Origin of the sequence: Acinetobacter puyangensis (genome assembly GCF_900096995.1) — a bacterium.
GTDB classification, from domain to species: Bacteria; Pseudomonadota; Gammaproteobacteria; order Pseudomonadales; family Moraxellaceae; genus Acinetobacter; species Acinetobacter puyangensis.
The window spans coordinates 240817-257952 of the sequence record NZ_OANT01000002.1; the positions used below are offsets into that span (position 1 = coordinate 240817).

Here is a 17136-nt window from a genome sequence, read left to right on the forward strand (position 1 = left end):
TTGTTTGAGATAAGCCAACCGTTTCAATGGGAAAAATGTTTAAGCGCTTTGCCAACTCAACAGGCAGGGCAGTATGTTTATTTAATTACGCAACAAGAACAGGCTTATGTTTTTAAATTTTTAGGTCAAAATGCTGGGCAGATTATAAGACAAAGTTTTTCACATGAACTCAATGCCTATCGGCCATTTCAAACAGAACAATTTTGTGCTGATTTTCAGATTTATAAGATATCTGATGTCGAAAATATAAATTTCCCTATTCCTATCCTCAATGATGTATTGGTCATGCCGTATTATCAGACCTTGAATATAGATTTGAGTAGGAAATTTTCAATAGATAAAAAAATACAGATTTTTCAGGATATTTGTCTAAGCGTACAACATTTGCATGACCTTGGTTATATCCATGGTGATTTAAAATTGCGCCATATCACGTTTTCTAATCCAGTTAAATTATTGGATCTTGCGCAAACCTCAAAAATTCATGAGGTCACAAGGCAAGCTGAGATTTCGGCAACACCTGCCTATATGGCACCCGAACTTTTTCTTGGTGAAAATATATCCATGCAAAGCGATATTTATGCACTGGGGATTATTTTTTATGAGATATTGATGGGTGAGAAGCCCTTTATGGGTAAAAATTATCAGGATTGGGCAACGCAACATTGTCAGGCAGAGATTCCCTTATTAGCAATAGAATATTCCCTTTACCAAAATATACTCGATGGAATGTTGGCAAAACTCAGAAAGAATCGCTTTTCTGAGATCAAAACGCTGATAAATGCCTTGAATTTAATCAAAAAAACATAATTTGATGATAAAATATGCATTCGTATACTTTTTTATAAAATAATACTTGGCAAGATAAAAACTCATTGCTAATATACGCAGCACATCGGGGACGTGGCGAAATTGGTAGACGCACTGGATTTAGGTTCCAGCGCCGCAAGGTGTGAGAGTTCGAGTCTCTCCGTCCCCACCAATATTTTAAAGAGGAATCAATCACTTAGATTGGTTCCTTTTTTTATGGGCACGTTTTGGGCACGTTTGGTAAAATTTAGTTCAAGTCAGATTTATAAGAGCAATGTTAAAATCATAAGAATAATCTTTTTTCCAATTGCGGAAAAAAGCTATCAACAATATCTTGAGGAGTCAGATCATGGCAAAACCAATCAGTGAACTAATGGATACACTATCTTTGAAAGATCAAGCGATTATTGAAGCTAAAGCAAGTGACATGATTACAGCAATCCGTCTGGCACATCTACGTAAAAAACTGGGCTTTACACAAGCACAGGTTGCAGATGCAATGCATATTAAACAACCCACAGTTGCACAACTGGAAAAACGTGCAGATATTCAGCTTTCAACTTTGCGTCAATATTTACAGGTGCTTGGGGCAAATCTAGAAATCAATGCCACCTTGCCAGATGGTTCTCGTATTAGTCTAACTGATTAATGAATTATGGCGATTAGACTTAGTTGATTCTTAATTTCCCATTTTGAAATGGGTGGGTATTGGCTTTGCTCAACTTGGCAATTTCTTCTTTATTCTTATCCGAATTGATCCAGCCTGCGTAGCGTTTCATCAGCATGACCAGACTATGCCCGAGCTGTGCAGCCACATAGACCAGATTTAAGCCATTCATCAGGCACACGGTGGCATGTGTATTGCTTTTCATCGCATTCTAACGTGCTGGTGAAGAGATACCTCATAGGCAATTTTTCCCTAAAATTTTTAGCAATTCCGAGATATAGATTAAAATTCATAATTTTTTACAAAAAATAACACAAAAACATGAGCTTATTCTTGATCTCATTCGTCATATATAGAGAAGCATCAAGATTGTTTCTTTTCACTTAATTTAAAATTTGATGATGGGGTTTAGAGAAAAAATGCAGGATCGTCAGGAATTTAATGAAATTCGAGATACATTAAGACAAGCAAAGATTAAGGTGACGCACGCAAGGCTGGTGATTTACCGAATTCTTAAACATGCAAAACATGAACTTACGGCTTATGATATAGAAAATATTTCTTTAAAAATGAATGATCGAATTAATATTGGCACCATCTATTCCAGTTTAAAATTATTTCAAACGGCAGGGTTGTTACAGCGTTATAAAGTGGACATGGAACAAGCACTTTTTTCTTTGAAACAGTTTGATCATTATTCCCGTTTTATCTGTAATCATTGCGGTGCCATCGAAACATTTGAGGATTCCGAAATTGATCAGCGTCTGAAAACATTATGTGCAAATAAACAGGTCGCTTACGTCGCTTCTTCTTTGATCATTAATATAGAAAGTTGTGAAAAATGTAAGGGGGAAAATGATAAAAATGTATCGTAAGGTGGGATTGGATAGTGTGTCTGATATACCAGCGTCGGCATATCAGACAAAGCAGTCTATTTACACATATTTATTGGTCTAGTTGTTCCAGCACGTCATCACTAAATTCGACATTGGTGTAGACATTTTGCACGTCATCCAGATCTTCAAGCATATCAATCATTTTCATAATTTGCTTGGCCTGATCAATATCGGTAATTTCTGCTTTGGTCGATGGGCTCATCACGACTTCAGCATTATCAGATTTTAAACCTGCTGCACTTAAAGCATCCTGAACTGCGCCGAAGTTTTCTGGAGAGGTAATGACCACAATGCCATCTTCATCCACTTCAATATCATCTGCACCAGCTTCAAGGGCAATATCCATCACTTGATCTTCCAAAGATGGATCTTCAAATGAAATTTCACCACGTTTGGTAAAGAGATAGGCCACGGAACCCGATGTACCTAGATTACCATTGGTTTTGCTAAAGCAATGACGTACATCAGGGACGGTACGATTTAAGTTGTCAGTCATGGTTTCAACCAGTACAGCTACACCACCGACACCATAGCCTTCATAGGTGACTTCATTTAAATCATCATTGTCTTCACCGCCGGCACCACGCTGAATGGCACGATTGATGGCATCGCGTGTCATATTGACAGAAAGTGCTTTCTCTACAACCGCACGTAAACGTGGATTGCTTGCGATATCACCACCGCCTAATCTGGCTGCTGTTACAATTTCACGAATGTATTTGGTAAAGACTTTTGCACGACTGGCATCTTGTTTTGCTTTCCGATGCTTGGTGTTTGCCCATTTGGAATGACCTGCCATTTAAGAAATGCTCCAATAACTTTATATTGAAAAAATAAGAAAAAATGTGGCGGAATCTTAGCACAGCAACACTTTTGTTGAAAATATTTGTACTCAAAGAAATCTATCTTTTTAACGCTGCAACCGTTTTATCGCTCCAGATAAGGTTTGAAACGGATTGGTAAGATCACATTCTCAGAGATTCCCTTAAACAAAGGCGCAATATCTTCGACCGGAAAACCTGTACTGCCACAACCAATTGCCGTAATAAAATAGGTCAGTTTAGGATGATTTTGGGTATAGACTTTAAAATCATCAATATAATGGGCAACTTGATGAATTGGCATGGCCTGTAAATGTTCATTTTGCGTGGGAATAGCAAAACTTTGTCCTGACCAGCCACGACCCACACCCGGAATCGCACCAAATTTTTCTTTGGCTGTTTTTGCTGCACCTTTGCGGTGATTGCCAGCAAGATTGCTACCAAAGACGAAGATCTGGTCTTCGGGAAGCTGTTCGATGATTGTTTCGTTGTGGTACTGGTACATGCAACATGATCCTTTTTCATTCTAAAAATATTGTAACGTTTTTAGCTGATTTGCATAGTATGGTTTAAGAAATTGATTTTAAGTGTTGTATAAATTTGAGGACGGAAAGTGTGTATAAATGGTTTAAGACAAATAGACCGATATTCATTTTGTTGGCAGTAATCGTTTTGATCTGGATCTATCAGATCACAGAAGGTGAATCTATGACTGCGGGGCGATACGGATATGTGCGTTCCTGTTTAAGCGTGAATGTACCCGAACAGATACGTAATAGCCAGCGTGGGAATTATTGCCAATGTGTGAAAAACGGTGATTCTAAGGTGAGTCAAAATTATATTGAAAAGCAATGTCTGGAAAAATATAGGCCTTAGTTTTATTGTCATTTTTCATAAAATTACATATAAATTTTGAAAGCCTTATGATGAAAGGGATATGATAGATCAGATTATTTATTTAGGTCATCATGCATGAAGTCTGATCCACAAGCTTTTCAACTCGTTACTGATTTTGCTCCGGCAGGTGATCAACCGCAAGCGATTGAAAAATTAGTTGCAGGCTTGGAACACGGGCAAAAAAATCAGCTTTTACTTGGCGTAACAGGATCAGGTAAAACCTATACCATGGCAAATGTGATCGCCAGAACCCAGCGACCAACAATTATCATGGCACATAATAAAACGTTGGCCGCACAATTGTATGGCGAATTTAAAGCATTTTTCCCAAACAATGCTGTCGAATACTTTGTCAGTTATTATGATTATTATCAGCCAGAGGCTTATGTGCCTTCATCGGATACCTTTATTGAGAAAGATGCGGCGATCAATGATCATATCGATCAGATGCGTTTATCGGCAACACGGACATTATTGGAACGACGTGATGCCATTATCGTTGCTTCGGTCTCCGCCATTTATGGTTTGGGCGATCCGGAAGCCTATATGCAAATGCTCTTGCATGTGGTGGAAGGGGATCGGATCAATCGCGATGAGTTAATCCGTCGTTTGGTCGCGATGCAATATAGCCGTAATGAAATTGAGTTTACCCGAGGGACTTACCGTATTCGTGGCGAGATTCTTGATGTATTTCCTGCCGAATCCGAACAAAATGCCATACGTATTGAACTGTTTGATGATGAAGTGGATTCGATTCGCTGGTTTGACCCATTAACAGGCAAGCTGGTACGCAAAGTGCCTCGTGTGACGATTTATCCGAAAAGCCACTATGTGACACCACGGGAAAGTCTGGAAAAAGCAGTAGGTACCATCAAAACTGAACTCAAACAACAGTTGGCTTTCTTTAAAGAACATGACAAATTGGTCGAGGCACAACGTCTAGAGCAGCGTACTCGTTATGATCTGGAAATGATCCAGCAGCTTGGCTATTGTAACGGAATCGAAAACTATTCCCGCCATTTGTCTGGTCGGCAAGCGGGCGAAGCGCCACCGACATTATTTGATTATGTGCCGGAAGATGGTTTGTTAATTATTGATGAGTCACATGTCACCATTCCGCAAATCGGTGCTATGTACAAGGGTGACCGCTCTCGTAAAGAAAATCTGGTGAATTATGGGTTTCGCTTACCGAGTGCGCTGGATAATCGTCCCATGAAATTTGAAGAATGGGAGCGAATTACCCCTGATACCCTCTATGTCAGTGCAACGCCAGCACGTTATGAGTTGGAACGTGCCGAGCAAATTGTAGAGCAGGTAGTGCGTCCAACGGGGTTGATTGATCCTGAAATTGAAGTGCGTCCGGTCTTGACACAGGTAGATGATGTATTATCTGAAATTAATAGTCGTAAAGACATCAATGAGCGGGTTTTGGTGACCACCCTGACCAAGCGCATGGCAGAAGATTTAACCAGCTATTTAAAAGAATATGGGATTAAAGTCGCCTATTTGCATTCTGATATTGATACTGTGGAGCGTGTCAAAATTATTCATGAATTACGTACTGGTGTGCATGATGTGTTGGTCGGGATTAACCTGTTGCGTGAAGGTCTGGATATGCCCGAAGTATCGTTGGTTGCTATTTTGGATGCCGACAAAGAAGGTTTTTTAAGATCTGAAAGATCATTGATTCAAACCATTGGCCGGGCAGCACGAAATGTAAAAGGTAAAGCCATTCTTTATGCAGATCGAATTACCGACTCGATGCAAAAAGCGATTGATGAAACGGACCGTCGTCGGGCCAAGCAGATTGAGTTTAATGAAGAACACGGCATTATTCCGCGTAGTACTGTGCGCCAGATTAGCAAGGATATTGATACTGGAGAGGTGTATGAGGAAGATGAGGAAATCTCATTGTCGGCAAAATCTCGGGCATTAAGTGATGACGAACAACATTTGATTGCCGATCCAAAATTATTCTCCAGACATATGAATAAACTGGAAAAAGAAATGTTAAAGGCCTCTAAAGATCTGCAATTTGAACAAGCGGCAAGGTTACGTGATGAAATCATTCGTTTAAAAGCACAGTTGCTTAGATAAATAGCGGAAGATTGATACTTCGTCCATGCAGATCATTCATTTATGAAATATACATAGGGCCGGAGTATCTTGTCTGACAATGCAAAGGATTTATTTTTGCTTTTTGTTGAACAGCATCACACTTTTTTCTATAGTTGAACGGCAGTAAAATAAAATATTCTGGAGCGGATACAGCCATGGGAGTAAATCGTCATTCTTCTGATAAAAAACTACGTATATTAAAAATTGCGGTTGGTAGTGCTGCATTACTTGGGCTGGGTGCCGGAAAATTGTTATGGGATCTTCGGCCAAGAAGTATGGCTATCGCTAAGAATGTTGATCTGGATAAATTTTTAGGTAGCTGGTATGAAATTGCTCGAAAACCTGTGGTGACTGAGCGATCCTCATTTAAAAATATCCGTTTGGAATATACCTTGCAATCAGAAAACCATCTTAATCTGGAATTACGTTATCAGACCAAAGAAGGCAGAATTGGCCAATTTCATGCTGATATTAAAATTGTTAATGCGCCAGATAATAGTAAGTTTCTTATTAAATATTTGCCCTCAATTTTTAGATATTTAAGGAAAGGTCATCACTGGATTATGCGCATTGATCCGCAAGGTCAGGTGGTATTGATTGGTAATCCAAACCGTAAACCTCTATGGTTGCTGGCTCGGACACCGCAACTTGATGAGAATATTATTGAGCAATATTTAAATATTGCCAAAAAAGCCGGCTTTAAACTAAACGATCTGATTCGGGTTGAACATCAATAAATGCATCAAGAATCAGTAGAATTCTGTACTTTTCTTTGAAATATCAATACATAGCGGACTTTTGTTGCAAAATATTTGCATTTAGATTTCAAAAACATTCATTTTCAATTAAAATATGCTCATTTTCAAAACGAGCGTTTCACGCTAAACAAATCACTAGAGGATGTATTCCGTGAGTAAAGATACCATCATCGCCCTACACCAAGAACATCAAGGTCGTTGGAAGAACCGCGAAGAAATTGCAGAGCGAATGATCGCATTAATTGGTCAGTTGTATCGTGAAAAAAATATTGTGACCACCATTTATGGACGTTCTTTAGTTAATCGTTCCGTGATTCAAATTTTAAAAGCGCATCGTATTACTCGCATGATGGATGTCGAACTATCCGTTGTGAATACCGTACCATTGCTGGAAGCTTTGGCAAAAATTGAAAATATTGGTTCCGCCGAAATTGATCTGGGTAAACTTGCGACTGAATATAAAGAACAGGGCGGCGATATTGATGCTTTTGTTGCCAAAGCAGTACAGCCGATTGAAGGTAATTCTCCGACCTGTGAACCTAAAGACGTGGTGCTTTACGGTTTTGGCCGTATTGGTCGTATTCTGGCACGTTTAATTATTGGTCAGTCTGGTCTTGGCCGTGGTTTAAGTCTTAAAGCGATTGTTGTACGTAGAACTGCTGATGGTGACTTGGCAAAGCGTGCGTCATTATTACGTCGTGATTCGATTCATGGTTCATTCTCGGGCACTATTTCTGTGGATGAAGAAAATGAAGCCATTATTGCCAATGGTAATTTTATTAAAGTGATTTATGCATCAAATCCAAGTGAAATTGATTACACCGAATACGGTATCGAAAATGCTTTGCTCATCGATAATACGGGTAAATGGCGTGATGTAGAAGGTTTAAGCCAACATTTAAAATGTCCAGGTATTGCTCGTGTTGTGTTAACAGCACCAGGTAAAGGTGACATGAAAAATGTGGTATATGGTGTCAATCAGGCCGATATTTTAGATGAAGATAAGATTATCTCTGCGGCAAGCTGTACCACCAATGCGATTACGCCTGTGTTAAAAGTACTGGATGAAAAATATCACGTTTTGAATGGTCATGTTGAAACTGTTCACTCTTTCACCAATGATCAAAACTTGATTGATAACTATCACAAAGCGGATCGCCGTGGTCGTGCTGCAACACTAAATATGGTGATCACTGAAACAGGTGCGGCCAAAGCGGTTGCCAAAGCTTTGCCTCAGCTTAAAGGTAAATTAACCGGTAATTCTGTACGTGTGCCAACGCCAAACGTCTCACTGGCAATCCTGAATTTAACACTAGAAAAAGAAGCAGATCGCGACGAAGTCAATGAATTTATCCGTCAGATTTCGATTTTCTCAAGTCTACAAGGGCAAATCGGCTATACCAATTCTACTGAAGTGGTATCAAGCGACTTTATTGGTTCTCGTACCGCAGGTGTTTTTGATGCACAGGCGACCATTGCTTCGGGCACACACTTAACAGCATACGTTTGGTATGACAATGAAGTGGGCTATAGCTGTCAGGTATTACGTATTGCAGAGCAAATGTGCGGTGTGAGCTATCCAAAGATTCCTGATGGTAAATAAGCTTTAAATTACTTCGGCTATCATAATTATGATTCCCGAAGTAATTTTGATGTTTAAAATAATCAAAATATTTTAAACATCAAAAAAACCCGATCATCAATTTGATCGGGTTTTTTTAATTGCAATGGTATGAAAAGAAAATATAAAAACAGGGGTTAAAGATTTAATCCGAGTTATTCTTCATCTTCATCAAAATCCTCAGAAACAGGATCATTGCTTTCGGTCGGTTTTAATGAGCTGTCATAAATCAGAATGGCTTTACCATCGGTTTCAATCATGCCTTGTTCTTCAAGGGTTTTTAAAACACGACCTACCATTTCACGGGAACAACCGACTAAGCGACCAATTTCCTGACGGGTAATACGGATTTGACGACCATTGGGTAACATCATGGCTTCTGGTTGTTCTGCCAGCTCGATCAGACAACGTGCAATACGTCCTGAAACATCAATAAAGGCCAGATCGGTTACTTTACGTGTGGTATTTTTTAAGCGACGCGCCAGTTGTGCAAAAACAGCGTAGCTTAAATCCGGATACTGGCGGCATAATTCATGAAAAGTGTCGTAATCAACTTCGGCAATTTCACAGACTTCCCGAGTGCGAACTTCGGCGGTACGCTGTGGCTTGGCTTCAAACAGACCCATTTCACCAAAAAAATCGCCTGCATTTAAATAGGCGACAATAATTTCACGTGTATCATCTTCTTCTATAATGATGGATACAGAACCTTTTAAAATCAAATAAAGTGAATGGGATTCTGTCCCTGCATGCACAATAGTTGTTTTTTTAGGGAAACGATTGATTTTTGCACGCTTAAGTAAGGCTTTTACAGAATCAGGTAGTTGTCCTGGTGACAAAGCATCAGTACTTAATTTAGAAAAATCAGAAGAGAACATGACTAACCCCAAGTTTTTAAACAGAATAACCACTTACTATATACATATAAAGTGATATGTATACAGTGCTGGTATGCTACTATACAATCTGATATAGAAATGTATATTTTTTTAATGGGAGTTGCAATGCAAGCAAGTGTTCAATGGTTAGATAATGTCTCATTTAAAGCCACTTCTGAGAGCGGACATGAGGTAATTATGGACGGTTCAGCAGCATATGGTGGACAAAATCGTGGCGCTCGTCCAATGGAATTGATACTTTTGGGGCTTGGCGGTTGTGCATCATTCGATATTGTAACAATTCTTAAAAAAGCACGCCAAGACATTAGCGATGTAAAATGTGAGCTCAGAGCAGACCGAGCAGATAGTATTCCAGCAGTCTTTACCAAAATTCATTTACACTTTATTGTCAGTGGTCGAGCTGTGAAAGAAAAACAAGTTGCCAAGGCAATTGAGTTATCGGCGGAAAAATATTGTTCAGCCAGCAAGATGTTACATGATGGTGGGGTAGAAATTACCCACGATTTTGAAATTATTGAAGTCGCAGAATAAAAATACGGATATAGATGTTTTGAAATTTACATTGTACAAAGCATCTATTTCTTAGCAGATTGAAACGATATTCTATGTGTCAGGTTTTATACTTTTGTTCTAATAAAACACTTTATGTTTATTTGGTGGGTTCTTAATTTCCATCTACGCTATAATTAAGAACAGACCAACACTATTTCGATTTCATCTTGATGGTATTTTCTAAATTCTAATCAATCTATAGAGATGAACATTATTTGTGTCGTCATACGCTCTAAAACTGAAAACTTATAATAGATATCATATCACCTAGCAGATAATGAAATATCATACAAATCCAAATCTCTAAACAATTAGTCTAGAAGGTGACACAAGCAAATAAGAATACGCTATGGTATTTCCTGGCGAAATGTCACTATCACAAGATATATCGTTGACTGTAAGCCCATGAGAGTCGATACTCTCGGGGTTATGTTTTTAAGCAAATCGGTACACAGGATTGAGTACTTTGCTCGGTTCTAAAAATTTAATTTAAAGCAAGGGGCTATATATGGCTGGTGGAAAGTCAACAATCATTTACACACTGACTGATGAGGCGCCACTGTTGGCGACCTATTCGCTACTGCCGATCATAGAGACCTTTACTAAGCCAGCTGACATTGATATCGTTAAAAAAGATATCTCCGTTGCCGCACGCGTGCTCTCAGAATTCACGGACTACCTAAGCGATGAACAAAAGGTGCCCAATACTCTGGCAGAGCTAGGTCATCTTACGCAGGATCCAGACACAAACATTATCAAACTGCCAAACATCAGTGCATCTGTTGGGCAGTTGACATCATGCATCAAAGAACTTCAGTCTAAAGGTTATGCTATTCCGGACTATCCGGAAAACCCGACCACTGAGGAAGACAAAGCAATCAAAGCCCGTTATGGCAAATGCTTGGGTTCGGCTGTAAACCCGGTACTGCGTGAAGGTAACTCTGATCGTCGTGCGCCTGCTGCGGTAAAAAATTACGCTAGAAAGCATCCGCATTCGATGAGTGAATGGAAGCAATGGTCACAAACGCATGTTTCACATATGGAACATGGTGATTTTTATCATGGTGAAAAGTCATTGACACTTGACCGCGCACGTAATGTCAAGATGGAACTGATCACAAATGATGGTAAGAGCATTGTGCTTAAGCCAAAAGTTGCGCTTTTAGATGGCGAAATCATTGATTCGATGTTTATGAGTAAGAAAGCGCTTTGCGAGTTCTACGAGAAACAACTCGAAGATTGCCGTGAAGCGGGTATTTTGTTTTCGTTGCACGTTAAAGCGACAATGATGAAAGTGTCACATCCGATTGTATTTGGTCATTGTGTGAAGATCTATTATAAAGACGCATTTGAAAAACATGGCAAACTGTTTGAAGAGCTAGGTATCAATGTCAATAATGGTATGTCTGCACTGTACGAGAAAATCGAAACATTGCCAACATCGCTACGTGAAGAAATTATCGAAGATTTACATGCTTGTCAGGAACACCGTCCTGCATTGGCAATGGTCGATTCTGCCAAAGGCATTACCAACTTCCATTCACCAAACGATATTATTGTAGATGCGTCTATGCCTGCGATGATTCGTGCTGGTGGTAAAATGTGGGGTGCAGATGGCAAACAGTATGATGCGAAAGCAGTGATGCCTGAATCAACTTTTGCACGTATCTATCAGGAAATGATCAATTTCTGTAAATGGAATGGTAACTTTGATCCGAAAACGATGGGGACTGTGCCAAACGTTGGTTTGATGGCACAAAAAGCTGAAGAATACGGTTCGCACGACAAGACCTTTGAAATTCCTGAGGCTGGTGTTGCCAATATCACGGATATTGATACGGGTGAAGTATTGATGTCTCAAAATGTTGAAGCTGGCGATATTTGGCGTATGTGTCAGGTGAAAGATGCACCAATCCGCGATTGGGTAAAACTTGCAGTTACTCGTGCCCGTAATTCTGGTATGCCGGCTATTTTCTGGCTAGACCCGTATCGTCCACACGAAAATGAGCTGATTAAAAAAGTACAAACTTATCTGAAAGATTACGATACCACTGGTTTGGATATTCAGATCATGTCACAGGTACGTGCAATGCGCTATACGCTTGAACGTGTGGCACGCGGTCTCGATACTATCTCTGTAACCGGTAACATTCTGCGTGACTACCTGACAGACTTGTTCCCAATCATGGAATTGGGTACTTCTGCAAAAATGTTGTCGATTGTACCGTTAATGGCCGGTGGCGGTATGTATGAAACAGGTGCGGGTGGTTCAGCACCGAAACATGTACAGCAATTGGTCGAAGAAAGCCATTTGCGTTGGGATTCGCTGGGTGAGTTCCTTGCGTTAGCTGTTTCGCTGGAAGAGCTGGGCATCAAGGAAAACAATGTCCGTGCGAAGTTGCTGGCCAAGACACTGGATCAGGCAACTGGTAAGTTGCTCGATAATGGCAAGTCGCCGTCTCGTCGTACCGGTGAGATTGATAACCGTGGCAGTCATTTCTATCTGTCATTGTACTGGGCTGAAGCGCTTGCTGCACAGGACGAAGATGCCGAGTTAAAAGCCAAGTTTGCACCACTTGCTAAAGCACTGGCTGAAAATGAGCAGAAAATTGTCGCTGAACTTGCCGAGGTGCAGGGCAAGGCTGCTGATATTGGTGGTTATTACGCTGTTGATCAAAGCAAAGTCAATGCTGTGATGCGTCCAAGCACCACTTTCAATACTGTTTTGGCAACTGCTGAAGCATAGTATGCATTGATCTGATGTTGTTGTGATATAGCTAAGCCGGTGTAAATACACCGGCTTTTTTGTCTGTATGTTTTGTCGTAAATTTCCTATAAAAATTGATATGGATAAATTAACTTAGAAAAACACAAAAGAGATGAAGAAAAAAAGCCCATCGTGATGAGCTTTGTTTGTTTTAATCATTCAGAACTTAACGTGCTCTACGACCACGACTTTTGGTATTAGGTCGGGTTGTGCCATTGGTTTTACGACGTGGTTTTTCACCTTCTTCCATTTGCCAGATGCGTTTCGTACCGGATTTTTTCTTTTCATTATCTTTTTTCTCGGCGTCTTTCTTTTTCTGCGGCATGGGTTTGCCACCTGAACCACCCGGTTTTTTTACATATGAGCGTGCCTGATAGGGTTTATCAGCAGGAATATCTTTAAAATCAGGATAAAGCAAGGGTTCAATCTCTAGATTTTCACCGGGTTGTAAGCCTAGTGACACCAAATCAATGGAACCAATTCCGGTTCGAATCAGACGTAAGGTCGGAAAACCGACAGCAGAAGTCATCCGACGAACTTGGCGATTGCGACCTTCACAAATTGAAATTTCAACCCAAGAGGTTGGAATATTGGCACGATAGCGGACAGGTGGATTGCGCTCCCATAACCATTCAGGTTCAGAAACTTTTTCTGCTTTGGCCGGCAATGTCACACCATCTTTTAATTCAACGCCTTTGCGCAATTGCTCAAGTGCTTCTTCGGTAACATCACCATCCACCTGAACTAAATAGGTTTTGTACTTTTTATTCGCAGGATTGGTAATAAACTGATTTAAGCCGCCATGGTCGGTTAAAAATACCAGACCTTCAGAGTCTAGATCAAGACGACCTGCCAAACGTAAATCTGGATCTTGCACAAAGTCAGATACGGTCATGTGTGCTTCGTCTGGACGAAACTGGGAGAGGACTCCATACGGTTTATTAAGGATGACAATTTTCATAAAACATGACTTCTTCTTTCAGCTAACCATAGAAAATATTGAGTTTTATTTATATGAGAAATGTTGTTATTCCTCATATAAATCTCAAAAAATGATTTAATTCAATTAAGCTATTATGCGTGATGAAAAGTCGAATGTATTGTTTATCGACAATTATTTTTTCATTTATGAGCTACATAATAGGGATAAGGAGAACTAGCATAATGGGTTATCAGAAAATCGTCGTGCCTGAGGATGGCAGCAAAATTACTGTAAATGCAGATTTATCATTGAATGTTCCAAATCATCCGATCATTCCTTTTATTGAGGGGGATGGTATTGGTGTGGATATTACGCCTGCAATGAAAACAGTCGTTGATGCTGCTGTGCAAAAAGCATACGGTGGTAAACGCTCGATCGAATGGATGGAAGTGTATTGTGGCGAAAAAGCAGACAAAATTTATGGCACCTATATGCCAGAAGAAACTTTTGAGGCATTACGTGAATTTATTGTCTCAATTAAAGGCCCATTAACCACTCCTGTCGGCGGTGGTATTCGCTCTTTAAATGTCGCTTTACGTCAGGAATTAGATTTATATGTATGCGTGCGACCAGTACGCTGGTTTGAAGGTGTGCCATCTCCGGTACAACATCCGGAATTAACAGACATGGTGATTTTCCGTGAAAATTCGGAAGATATCTATGCAGGGATTGAATGGAAAGCAGATTCTCCAGAAGCGAAAAAAGTCATTAAGTTTCTCAAAGAAGAAATGGGCGTGACAAAAATCCGTTTCCCCGAAGATTGTGGAATCGGTATCAAACCGGTTTCTAAAGAGGGGACACAACGTCTGGTGCGTAAGGCTATTCAGTTTGCGATTGATAATGATAAACCTTCTGTGACCTTGGTACATAAAGGCAATATCATGAAATATACCGAAGGTGCATTCAAAGAGTGGGGCTATGAACTCGCGGTTGAACGTTTCGGTGGTGAACTGATTGATGGTGGTCCATGGGTAAAAATCAAAAACCCGAAAAATGGTAAAGACATTATTATTAAAGATGTCATCGCAGATGCATTCCTGCAACAAATTTTAATGCGTCCGGCAGATTACTCAGTAATTGCAACATTAAACCTAAACGGTGACTATATTTCTGATGCGTTGGCCGCAGAAGTTGGTGGTATCGGGATTGCACCGGGGGCAAATATTGGCGGTGCGATTGCTGTCTATGAAGCCACACATGGTACAGCCCCGAAATATGCCGGTCAGGACAAAGTTAATCCGGGTTCGATTATTCTTTCTGCGGAAATGATGCTGCGTGATATGGGCTGGATTGAAGCTGCCGATCTAATCATCAAGGGTGTTTCAGGTGCGATTGAAGCAAAAACTGTGACCTATGACTTTGAACGTCTGATGCCGGGGGCAACATTGCTGCGTTGTTCTGAATTTGGCAATGCGATTGTGAAGCATATGGAATGAATAATGATCTAATACTATCTATTTAGTTGTATTACAATGATGGATTGCTAAATGAAAACAAACCTCGATGCAGTGTTTATCCTGCATCGGGGTTTATTTATTTGACGATGATCTGTTTGAATTTAAGTATAAATCAATGACACAACAAAACATTTCGTTATAAATAAATACTTGTAAAAAAATCATTAAAATTACTAAGATAGGGTTTGTTGATCAATCGGGGTAAGACAATGATGCATTTACCTGCCCAATTAAAACTTTTTATCTTTGATATCGATGGCACCTTGCATGTGGATGGTCAGGAAATTGCCGGTGCAAGGGCATTGATACAGACCTTACGTGATCAAAATTATGCCATTCGTTTTATGACCAATACCACCACCAAGAGTCAGGCCATGTTGGTTGAGCAACTTGAAAACGTGGGGATTCAGGTTGAGCAAAATGAAATTTTAAGTGCATCGGAAGCCAGCCGTACTTATTTGCATGATGAACAAATCAATCTGGGACGAAAAATTAAAATCTGGACAGTGGTTTCCGAAAATATTCAGGCAGATTTTTCCGAGTTTGAACAAGATCAACAACACCCTGATTTTGTCGTGATTGGTGATATTGGCAATGGCTGGAATATTGATTTACTCAACCAGATTTTTAATTGTTTAAATCAAGGGGCAAAGTTAATTGCTTTGCATAAAAATAAATTCTGGCAAACCCAAGAAGGTTTGAAAGTCGATATCGGACTATTTGTGGCAGGTCTTGAATATGTATCCAATCAAACCGCTTTAATTATGGGTAAGCCAACAGTTGCTTTTTTCCAGCAAGTACTGGCCTCAGCGGATTGCTCCGCACATCAGGCAATTTTGATTGGTGATGACATCGATAGTGATGTGGGTGGTGCGCAGCGACTGGAAATTTTTGCCGCTTTGGTAAAAACAGGGAAATATCGTGCCAGTTATCATGCCGAATCCAAAATTCAGCCTGACCTAGTATTGGAAAGTGTGGCCGAATTAGCACAATATTTACCTGAGAAATAAGGGATCTTACAAGTTGTTGGTAACAATCAGAGTGAATTTAACTGGCTATGTTTTGGATCAATACGCTTTAGGTCAATATGGTTAAAATCTTCAGGTTTGAGCTGATCTAAGGCATCTAAAAAAGCCACCTGAAACGAACCAATCCCGTGTGTTTGTTCAGCAGCATTTTGGGCCGCCAGCGCAAAATGACAATGTGCAGCGATGGCAGCCAAGGCACTGGATTGACTCACCGCATGATAGGCTGCACATACCGCACCCAGAGCACAGCCCATGGCAGTTACTTTGGGCTGTAACACACTCCCGCCTGTAATGGCAATGATGCCAAATTCTTGGCTTAGGATATAATCCGTCGCTCCTGAAATCGCAATACAAGGACTGCTATTTAATAAGGATTGTGCATGTTGCAGTGCCTGATCGGATTGTAAGGTACTGTCTACACCTTTGGCTGAACTTTGATTTCCTGCCAATGCTGCAATTTCCGAAGCATTACCACGAATAATATGTGGCTGAAAGGTGAGTAAATCATCAACTGTTTCACTACGCCAGCTTAAAATTGCGCCATATCCTACAGGATCAAGTACCCAAGGGGTGCCTGCTGTATTTGCACCTTTGACTGCTTTAAACATAGCTTGAGTTTGTTCAGTGGTCGGTGTGCCGGTATTAATGCTTAATGCACCTGCAATCTGTGCAAATTGTTCTGCTTCAAAGGGATTATCAATCATGGCAGGCGAGGCACCAATCGCAAGCACCACATTGGCAGCAAAGTTACTGGCCACACTATTGGTAATACAATGTACCAGTGGCTGTTGATCTTGTAGGTGTTGCCATAAATCCTGTATCTGCTCAATGATATCGGTCTTGTTATGCATTTATTTTGCCTC

Annotated in this window: 14 protein-coding genes, 1 tRNA gene and 2 pseudogenes; 11 read left to right on the forward strand and 6 right to left on the reverse strand. The window is 40.2% G+C overall.

The features are described from left to right. From CRO21_RS05545 to CRO21_RS05555, 3 genes are all read left to right on the forward strand, one after another. Complete coding sequence (locus tag CRO21_RS05545; RefSeq protein ID WP_097078338.1) at positions 1–810, forward strand: protein kinase domain-containing protein; 810 nt, start codon at positions 1–3, stop codon at positions 808–810. 87 nt (positions 811–897) lie between these two features. Further along, positions 898–982 (forward strand) — tRNA-Leu (locus CRO21_RS05550). A gap of 177 nt (positions 983–1159) precedes the next feature. Next, the gene (locus CRO21_RS05555; RefSeq protein ID WP_097078339.1) at positions 1160–1459 is read left to right on the forward strand and encodes a helix-turn-helix domain-containing protein; all 300 of its coding nucleotides are present in this window, start codon (positions 1160–1162) and stop codon (positions 1457–1459) included. A 19-nt stretch (positions 1460–1478) separates the two neighbouring features. On the opposite strand, the pseudogene CRO21_RS05560 reads toward CRO21_RS05555, so the two are convergent. Then, a pseudogene (locus CRO21_RS05560) lies at positions 1479–1673 on the reverse strand (hypothetical protein); the annotation flags it as partial. 223 nt (positions 1674–1896) lie between these two features. Between CRO21_RS05560 and CRO21_RS05565 the strand changes: the two are divergent. Further along, entirely contained in the window at positions 1897–2352 is a 456-nt protein-coding gene (locus tag CRO21_RS05565; RefSeq protein ID WP_171293992.1) for a Fur family transcriptional regulator, read from the forward strand. 70 nt (positions 2353–2422) lie between these two features. Here the strand turns inward: CRO21_RS05565 and CRO21_RS05570 are convergent, their stop codons facing one another. Beyond that, the gene (locus CRO21_RS05570) at positions 2423–3172 is read right to left on the reverse strand and encodes a YebC/PmpR family DNA-binding transcriptional regulator (protein ID WP_097078341.1); all 750 of its coding nucleotides are present in this window, start codon (positions 3170–3172) and stop codon (positions 2423–2425) included. Positions 3173–3303: 131 nt separating this feature from the next. Beyond that, positions 3304–3699 (reverse strand): annotated as a pseudogene (locus tag CRO21_RS05575) (A1S_2505 family phage non-structural protein); the annotation flags it as partial. A 467-nt stretch (positions 3700–4166) separates the two neighbouring features. Between CRO21_RS05575 and uvrB the strand changes: the two are divergent. The 3 genes from uvrB (at position 4167) to CRO21_RS05590 (ending at position 8570) form a co-directional block, all read left to right on the forward strand. Further along, positions 4167–6188: an excinuclease ABC subunit UvrB gene (gene uvrB, locus CRO21_RS05580; protein ID WP_097078343.1), complete on the forward strand. Its 2022-nt coding sequence runs from the start codon at positions 4167–4169 to the stop codon at positions 6186–6188. 176 nt (positions 6189–6364) lie between these two features. After that, the gene (locus CRO21_RS05585) at positions 6365–6946 is read left to right on the forward strand and encodes a lipocalin family protein (RefSeq protein ID WP_097078344.1); all 582 of its coding nucleotides are present in this window, start codon (positions 6365–6367) and stop codon (positions 6944–6946) included. Between the two features lie 172 nt (positions 6947–7118). Continuing rightward, entirely contained in the window at positions 7119–8570 is a 1452-nt protein-coding gene (locus CRO21_RS05590) for a glyceraldehyde-3-phosphate dehydrogenase (protein ID WP_097078345.1), read from the forward strand. Positions 8571–8743: 173 nt separating this feature from the next. Here the strand turns inward: CRO21_RS05590 and crp are convergent, their stop codons facing one another. Next, positions 8744–9466: a cAMP-activated global transcriptional regulator CRP gene (gene crp, locus CRO21_RS05595; protein ID WP_097078346.1), complete on the reverse strand. Its 723-nt coding sequence runs from the start codon at positions 9464–9466 to the stop codon at positions 8744–8746. Between the two features lie 126 nt (positions 9467–9592). Here crp and CRO21_RS05600 point away from each other — a divergent pair, with 126 nt between their 5' ends. Together CRO21_RS05600 and CRO21_RS05605 are read left to right on the forward strand one after the other, a co-directional pair. Continuing rightward, positions 9593–10018 carry an OsmC family protein gene (locus CRO21_RS05600; RefSeq protein WP_097078347.1) on the forward strand — a complete coding sequence of 142 codons (426 nt, stop codon included), beginning with the start codon at positions 9593–9595 and terminating at the stop codon, positions 10016–10018. Positions 10019–10547: 529 nt separating this feature from the next. Next, entirely contained in the window at positions 10548–12785 is a 2238-nt protein-coding gene (locus CRO21_RS05605; protein ID WP_097078348.1) for an NADP-dependent isocitrate dehydrogenase, read from the forward strand. A 187-nt stretch (positions 12786–12972) separates the two neighbouring features. Here the strand turns inward: CRO21_RS05605 and CRO21_RS05610 are convergent, their stop codons facing one another. Next, positions 12973–13767, reverse strand: a complete 795-nt coding sequence (locus CRO21_RS05610) for an rRNA large subunit pseudouridine synthase E (RefSeq protein ID WP_097078349.1) — start codon at positions 13765–13767, stop codon at positions 12973–12975. A gap of 203 nt (positions 13768–13970) precedes the next feature. Between CRO21_RS05610 and icd the strand changes: the two genes are divergently transcribed. Together icd and CRO21_RS05620 are read left to right on the forward strand one after the other, a co-directional pair. Beyond that, on the forward strand, positions 13971–15224 hold the full coding sequence (icd, locus tag CRO21_RS05615) for an NADP-dependent isocitrate dehydrogenase (RefSeq protein WP_097078528.1): 1254 nt from the start codon (positions 13971–13973) through the stop codon (positions 15222–15224). 230 nt (positions 15225–15454) lie between these two features. Then, complete coding sequence (locus CRO21_RS05620) at positions 15455–16255, forward strand: TIGR01458 family HAD-type hydrolase (RefSeq protein WP_213064402.1); 801 nt, start codon at positions 15455–15457, stop codon at positions 16253–16255. A gap of 26 nt (positions 16256–16281) precedes the next feature. On the opposite strand, the gene thiM is transcribed toward CRO21_RS05620, so the two are convergent. After that, positions 16282–17124 carry a hydroxyethylthiazole kinase gene (thiM, locus tag CRO21_RS05625; RefSeq protein ID WP_097078350.1) on the reverse strand — a complete coding sequence of 281 codons (843 nt, stop codon included), beginning with the start codon at positions 17122–17124 and terminating at the stop codon, positions 16282–16284. Positions 17125–17136 lie beyond the last annotated feature (12 nt).